Raw genomic sequence first — 7,228 nt, 5'->3', positions numbered from 1 at the left:
GCTTCGAGGTCGCCGAGGTCGGCGGCGACGCCCCCAACCTTGTTGAGCGAGATCGACAGGTCGCGCAGCACCTGCGGCGTGTCGCCCAGGCTGGTACGCAGCCGCCGGCTCAGTTCGAGGCTCTCGCCGTACGCACTGCGCGCCGCTTCGAGGTCGCCGAGGTCGGCGGCGAGATCGCCGAGCTGGCTCACGGCGATTACGAGGTTCCGTTCGCGGATCATTGTCGATGTCGCCACGACCTGGGCACGCGCCAGCTCGAGCGTTTGCGCCGCCACGACGCCCGCTGCATCGAGGTCGCCGCGCTCGCGCGCCGCTGCGAAGGCGGCGAAGCCATCGCGCGGATCCAGGCGGGCGCGATCGGCCGTGCCGGTCCACAGACGTTCCCACTCGAGTTCGCTCGCCTGCCTGGACGCGCTCACTAGCTCCGTTCTCGCCGGCCCGGCGGCCGCGTGACCACGTAGTTCCCTGGGGGGCGGATTCGGTGGATTCGGTAAGTCTGCACTGAAGCTACGAATGGCCCAGAGGTCTGGAGCGTAAACGTAGACCGTCCCATGCTCTTCCTGCGGCAACAGCAGCAGCAGGGGCTTTCGCAGATCACGTTCGAGCAGAAAGCGACGCTCGTTGAGGCGCAGCAGAAGCTGCGTCCGCGCCTGCTGCCAGGACCCTTCAGCAGCGTGCCGCCAGAGTTCGACCCACAGCGGGCCGGCAGCCAGATTGCCGGATGCTTTGAAGATTTGTTCGGCCAGAGTCCCGACCTCGTCTGTCGAACTCGGCTGCCACACGCGCAGGCGCTGCGTCCGCAGACGCAGACTGTCCGCGAGACGCTCGCGCAGCAGCTTGACCGGTTGCGGGTGCTGGGCGAACAGCAGGATCAGGCTGAAGCCCTTTGCCCACTCGATGTGCAGTCGCAACTGACTCCAGAGATCCTCGATCCGGTCGGACTTCACCCCTCGCCCACTTCTCGCCGCAACAGGGGGTGCACGTCAAACCAGTCGTCACCGTTGCGGTACTGCAGAATGTACTTGCCCTGTTGCAGCCGGGCGAAATCGGGCAACTCGTCGAGACTCGGCAACTCCGGCTTGTGGCTGGCCATGATCCTGGCGAGCCATGCGCGATCGTCGGCGGCAATCGGCAGCATGTCGCTGCGCACGGCATCCTCGGTATCGCGCAGCACCGCGTCGGACAGCGCCAGCGCATCGCGCATCGGCGAACGGGTGATTGCCAGGCGCAGCATGCGGAAGTAATCACGCAGGTCGCCCCCCGAACTGAGCGCCAGTCGTGCCAACTGCGCTTCGCTGAGGAAGTCACGCCACGCCTGGTAGCGCCGTTCCACAATCGCGCGCATCTTTTCTTCGCCCAGCGCATAGGGTGCCGGGCAGACTCCCGAGGCTGGCCGGCACTGGTAGATGTGAACGCTCGGCAGCGTATAGATTCGCCCGCCAGCGTAGTAGGCGCCCAGACCACCAGCCAGGGCAGAAAGGTAGGGCGGGACGGTGTAGACCACCGAGAGTCCGGTGAAGCGCAGCTTGTCAGCGTGCGAAGCGAACAGGGTCTCGGCACTCTTGAAGACCTCGCGAACGTCGGCCGAATCGCCGACGCCACGCAGGCGCTCGACCGAATCGACGATCAGCACCACCTTGCGGTCAGGGTCCTGGCGCTGGTCACGGACATATTCGACGGCTTCGCCGGCGAAGGTCCGCGCCTGCTTGACGATCTGCTCGACCAGGCCACGCGTCTTCTTCTGCAGTTCTTCCTTGAAGGTTGGGTTCTGCTGCAACGAAGCCTTGAGTTCCATCGGCCCGGCGGGCAGCTTCACTTCGGTAAGCTTGACGTCGGATTGCAGAAACGAGCAGACGCGCGCGAAGAATCCTGGCTTGCCCGGGTTCTCGCCGAAGCGCGCGGTGATTTTTTCCGAGAACGCTCCGAGCACGGCGAACAGGAAATCGGTAATTTCGATACGCTGCGTCAGGATCAGGTATTCGGTCAGGTCGATGTAGAACACTTCGCAACCCAGGTCGTCAAGGATCTTCGCCAGACGCAGCAACTCGGTGGTCTTGCCGGTGCCGCGATTACCGGTAAACAGGTATGCCCCGGCGCTGGCGGCGAAATCGATCTGGTCGGCCAACTGCTGCACCAAATCGAACTCGCCATCGCCATGAATATTCTCGACGTAGAGTTGCCGGTCCAGACCACCGTCGACCAACCCGGCCACGCCGAATTCGATCGGTTTGTCCAGATCAAGCGCATTGAAGAAGGCCTTGGCACGCGCACGGTGATCATTCATCGGGGATTCCTCACTGGTTGCGGACGGGCAGGCGACACACATCGCGCATGCAGAGATGGATTATAACGCCGTCGGGTGCAGGCCATCGGTCGGGTCAGCGCCCCCTTTGGCGCGGTTCGGCTCTGCCGACGGAAGCCACGACCACACCCGCAGCGTGAGGATCATCGACCGCCGGCGAATGGGGGTGCGATCTCCACTCTCCTGATCGGGAACACCTGGGCAAGTCATGACCGTCAGGCCATCTGCACAGGCATCGCCCGCGTAATGATGGCATCGAGGTCGACGCCAGCCGGCAGCAAACCGAAAACGTCAGCCGCGGCCTCGAAGCGAGACGCGCAGAAAGCGTCAAAGACCGCGTCGCAGGCATGCTGGCGCAGCAAGGCGGCCTGCAGCAGCAGCGCCAGGTCGCGCGCCAGACAGCGGGCCTGTGCTTCTTCCCGGAGGCCGTCGATGGCCTGCAGCGTCGTTGCAAAGGTCCGCTCAAGTGCCGGATGTGCACGCCGCACCGGCGAGATCTCGTATTCCAGGGCACTGGCCATACCTGGAGCACGCAAGGCACGCAGCAGGTCCAGCACCATGATGTTGCCGGCTCCTTCCCAGATTGAATTGAGGGGCATCTCGCGGTAGATGCGCGCCATCACGCCCTCGCCCTGCTCCTCGACGTAACCGTTTCCCCCCAGGGATTCCATCGCTTCCTGCGCGAAAAGGCTGCCGCGCTTGCAGATCCAGAATTTGGCGATCGGCGTCAGCAAGCGGCGGCACAGGGTTTCGTGGCCGCTAGCATCCTGCCCGTTCTCGCTGTGGTCCACCGCGCGGGCCAAACGCAGCGCCAACGCCGTCGCTGCCTCGCTCTCGAGCGCCAGGTCGGCGAGCACATTCTTCATCACCGGCTGATCGGCCAGGGATCTGCCAAAAGCCTGGCGCTGCGCAGTGTGGTGCAAGGCCAGAGACAGGGCATGCCGCATCAGGCCAGCGGTACCGAGCGCGCAATCGAGTCGGGTGAGCGCGCCCATGGCCAGGATCTGTGGTACGCCACGGCCCTCATCACCGACCAGCCAGGCGCAGGCCGCGTCGAACTCGACCTCCGAGCTGGCGTTGGCATGGTTGCCGAGTTTGTGCTTCAAGCGCTGGATGGCAATCGTGTTGACCGTGCCGTCGGGCAGGATCCGCGGCAGGAACAGGCAGGACAGGCCACCGGGAGTCTGCGCCAGCACCAGGAAGGCGTCACACATCGGTGCCGAGAAAAACCATTTGTGGCCGGTGATGCGGTAGCGGCGGCCCCAGGCGTCTTCGCCGTCGATGTCGGCCCGGCTGGTGATGGCACGCACGTCCGAACCGCCCTGCTTCTCGGTTATCCCCATGCCCATCGTCAGGCCGGTTTTTTCCTGGAAAGGCAGGAAGCGCTGATCGTAACGGTCGCTGGTCAGGCCCGCAGCCCATTCGGCGTAGATCGCGGCGTTGGCGCGCAAGGCCGGCATGACCGCATAACTCATCGACACCGGGCAGAGCACCGACGGCTCGCATTCGGTAAACAACATGAAAGCCGCGGCACGCTCGACGTGCCCTCCTGTACCCGCCGACCACGGTGCGCCATGCAGGCGATGACGCAGCGCCGCCGCCAGCAGGGCGTGGTAGCTCGGGTGAAAATCGACCTGGTCTACACGATGACCATAGCGGTCATGGGTCCTCAATTGCGGTGTAAAGGTGTTGGCCAGCCGCGCATGCCGCTGCATCTCGGCCGACCCCATCTCGGCGCCGAGTCCTGCAAAGCGCGCGGCGTCAAAGCCGGCATGGTTGAAGCTGAGCGCGTCGGCCAGGGCACGGTGGGTGGTAAACAAATTGACGTCGACGAAGGGGGTGCTCTGGTTGAACACCGCATGTGTGCAGCGACTCATTGAATCCTCCAGCTCATAACCAGCTCCGCCAACGGGCATGACATCACCCCCACGATCCCTCCCACGGCCCGCGCTGCATCGCGGGCCGGCTACGGCAGCGGGGCTAGCTACCTCGCTGGATTGGCGAAGTCAGGATACGCTGGCGGCAGCGCGAAACCAGGCCGGCAACCAGTCCCAGGGCCAGCAGGCCGAGCGTTGTCGGCTCAGGAACCAGAAAGCCCCGGATCTCGCCGCCGGGAAACTGATTGCTGTGAATATTGAAGTAGCTTCTACCGATTTTGCTACCGGCGATCAGCGCCGCTTCGGCACCTGCGGGCGTACCGCCGTTGGCCGTAATGAACGCAGCGCTGAAAGAGGAGGCCTGAGTCAGGTCAAAAAGCTGGTCATAGCTGCCGCTCGTGATTCCGGCCGGGAAACCGGGAAAGGTGGGTGTTGTTGTCGCGACTCCGGCGGTCGACGTCAGTGGTAGAGGCGTGCAACAATGAATGTGCGCGACGGTGACCGTGCCCAGCAGATCAGAAAAATCTGCGGTTACGTGCATGGTGTGGGCCGTTGTGTCGAACTCGATTTCGGCCAATCCGATGCCCGGCGAAGCATTTGACGGAACCTCGTTCAAACCGTTGAGCTTGGCGTGAAACCTGATCAACTCCGCATGCACCAAAGGCGTTACGAAAAACATGGTCGCAGACATTGCCGCAACAAGCACTGAACTTTTCATCTTCCCCTCCTAATCGTCTGATATATGCTGGTTATTTTTAATGCCGCAGGATTCTATATGGCAGCCACCAATCCTACGGCATGGTATTACCAAGCAAGAATCACGCCGATCTATGACAAAAGAATCAAATCAAACACTTGTCAAGGCGAATCGGCAGCACCGATAACAAACTGTAAGAATTTCCGACAGTTGGCGATGCGCGCATGAATGGACACTACTGCACCCGGCGATGTGCTGCGGAGCGCCCATCGCGGCCATTCCACCAAACAGACGCTTGGTTTCCGGGAGGTTGAGGTAGCTGCCGACAATAGCCTACTGCTGTGGTGCATCACGTTGACCCATTCGCTGCAACAGTCTCATACTGCCCTATATGGTTTTCAGTCTTCTTTCCTTCGTCTATCTGGCGCTGGCACTAGCGGTTTCGCTGCGCATCTTTTCGCGGCGAAGTTCGCACGGCACGGCGCTGGCGTGGCTACTGCTGGTCATTCTTCTGCCAGCCATCGGCGCACTGGCGTATCTGCTGATCGGCGAACGCCGTCTCGGCAGGACCTGGATGCAAAGAGCCATTACCCTGCAACCGCAAATCCTCCGTTGGGCCGGAAATTTTCCGGTGAAAGACGTGGTTGCGCCCGCCACCCTCTCCAGTGGAGCGGAGAGCATCAGCCGACTCGCAACCGGTCTTGCCGGCCTGCCGCTGATGGGCGGCCATCGACTGCAACTGCTCATCGACAGCGAGTCGATCATGCGCACGCTGATTGCCGACATCGATGCCGCTCGCAGTACGGTGCACCTGGAGTTCTACATCTGGAGTGCCGGCGGCTTCGTCGATGACCTAGTAACCGCGCTGGTCAATGCCGCAGGCCGCGGTGTCTTCTGTCGCGCGCTAATGGATTCGCTTGGCAGTCGTTCCTTTTTCCGCAGTACGGCGATCGAACGGCTGCGCACCGCGGGCGTCGAGATCGTCGAAGTCCTGCCGGTCAATCCCCTGCGCGTGCTGTTCGTCCGCCTTGACCTTCGTGATCATCGCAAAATCGCCGTCATCGACCGCCGCCTCGCCTACACCGGCAGCATGAATATCGCCGACCCGCGCTTCTTCAAGCAGAGCGCCGGCGTCGGCGAATGGGTCGATGCGATGGTCCGGATCGAAGGCCCGGCGGCCTGGGCGCTCGAAGCGGTGTCGCTGTCGCTGACTGTCTTGCAGTCCGGCGGCGATTTCGCACCGCCGCAAGCACCCGCCCTGTCGCTCGCCGGTAACAGCCAGGTGCAGATCTTCCCGTCCGGTCCGCAGGCCTCGACCCGCCATATCGAGGCGCTGCTGCTCACGGCAATCTACGCGGCCAGACGCGAGATCGTTCTGACCACACCCTACTTCGTTCCCAGTGAGATGCTATTGGTCGCGCTCCGCTCGGCGGCCGCCCGTGGCGTGCGTGTAATTCTGATCGTTCCCGAGAAGGTGGATTCCTGGCTGGTCCGTTACGCCAGCGATGCCTACAACGACGACCTGCTCGCCGTCGGCATCATCATCCTGCATTTCGCAGACGGTCTGCTGCATACCAAAAGCATGGTCATTGATGAACAGGTGACGATCTTCGGCACCGTCAACCTTGATCTGCGCAGCTTCGAACTGAATTTCGAGATTTCGCTGATCGCTTACGACCAGCAATTCTCGGCTGAAGTCCGCGAACTGCAACGCCATTACGAATCTCGTTCACGGCCCTTGCTGCTGGAAAAATGGCGCGCGCGCCCACACTGGCGTCGCGTCCTCGAAAATGCCGTGCAGGTGATGAGTCCGTTACTCTGAGAGGCTGTGAATTTTTCACTTCCGCACCACGTTGGGCACAACCAGACGGCTGGCGCCCGCCTGCGCCCAATGATGCTTAATGCATGTTTTGGCTGGCCTTGTGGCCTGGATCTCCCCCTTTTCCGCGCCTTTCTCCCGATTACCCTGCCATTGGCGGTACTGCGGACGTTCCTGTCCCTATGCCGACCAGTTCGGGGGCGAGCGTCGCGGCGCGCATGAGGTTGTGCGCCAGTGCGAACAGCAGCGCGACGCCCTTGACTTTCTTCAGCCCGCGAACCAGTCAGCCCTTCAGGCTGCGGTTGCGTGCCGGCGCATTCACCCATTCGGCAGTCGCCGCGCGATCCTTGTAGAGCGCCTTGGCCTCATCGCTTCCCATACGTTCCCGCCATTTAGCCACCGCCGGGCTGTCCTTTGCCTTCGTTTGGTGAACGTCGACTGCCGGGTCTTTAGTCTTCGGCACGGGCGCATAGACGGTGGTCTCCCCAGCCACCGCGTCGAGTTGCCCATGTCCAGGATAGCCGCCATCGACC

4 protein-coding genes and 2 pseudogenes are annotated in these 7,228 nt (G+C 62.6%); 1 reads left to right on the top strand and 5 read right to left on the bottom strand.

The genetic code is table 11. The features are described 5' to 3' along the window. The 4 genes and pseudogenes from AW06_RS15535 to AW06_RS15520 form a co-directional block, all read right to left on the bottom strand. Positions 1 to 947: pseudogene (locus AW06_RS15535) on the bottom strand (hypothetical protein); the annotation flags it as partial. Beyond that, positions 944 to 2,284 carry an ATP-binding protein gene (locus AW06_RS15530; protein ID WP_034951790.1) on the bottom strand — a complete coding sequence of 447 codons (1,341 nt, stop codon included), beginning with the start codon at positions 2,282 to 2,284 and terminating at the stop codon, positions 944 to 946. The pseudogene AW06_RS15535 and the gene AW06_RS15530, both read right to left, overlap by 4 nt. Before the next feature lie 233 nt (positions 2,285 to 2,517). Next, positions 2,518 to 4,179, bottom strand: a complete 1,662-nt coding sequence (locus tag AW06_RS15525; protein ID WP_034951788.1) for an isovaleryl-CoA dehydrogenase — start codon at positions 4,177 to 4,179, stop codon at positions 2,518 to 2,520. Between the two features lie 103 nt (positions 4,180 to 4,282). Further along, on the bottom strand, positions 4,283 to 4,897 hold the full coding sequence (locus AW06_RS15520) for a CHRD domain-containing protein (protein WP_046536129.1): 615 nt from the start codon (positions 4,895 to 4,897) through the stop codon (positions 4,283 to 4,285). Between the two features lie 370 nt (positions 4,898 to 5,267). Between AW06_RS15520 and cls the strand changes: the two genes are divergently transcribed. Then, entirely contained in the window at positions 5,268 to 6,698 is a 1,431-nt protein-coding gene (gene cls / locus AW06_RS15515; RefSeq protein WP_034951787.1) for a cardiolipin synthase, read from the top strand. Positions 6,699 to 6,837: 139 nt separating this feature from the next. Here cls and AW06_RS20930 read toward each other — a convergent pair. Next, positions 6,838 to 7,228, bottom strand: a pseudogene (locus AW06_RS20930) (transposase); the annotation flags it as partial.

This window comes from Candidatus Accumulibacter cognatus (assembly GCF_000584975.1).
Lineage (GTDB): Bacteria > Pseudomonadota > Gammaproteobacteria > Burkholderiales > Rhodocyclaceae > Accumulibacter > Accumulibacter cognatus.
The sequence above is the reverse complement of the archived record's forward strand: the minus strand, read 5'-3'. Positions and strand labels throughout refer to the sequence as shown.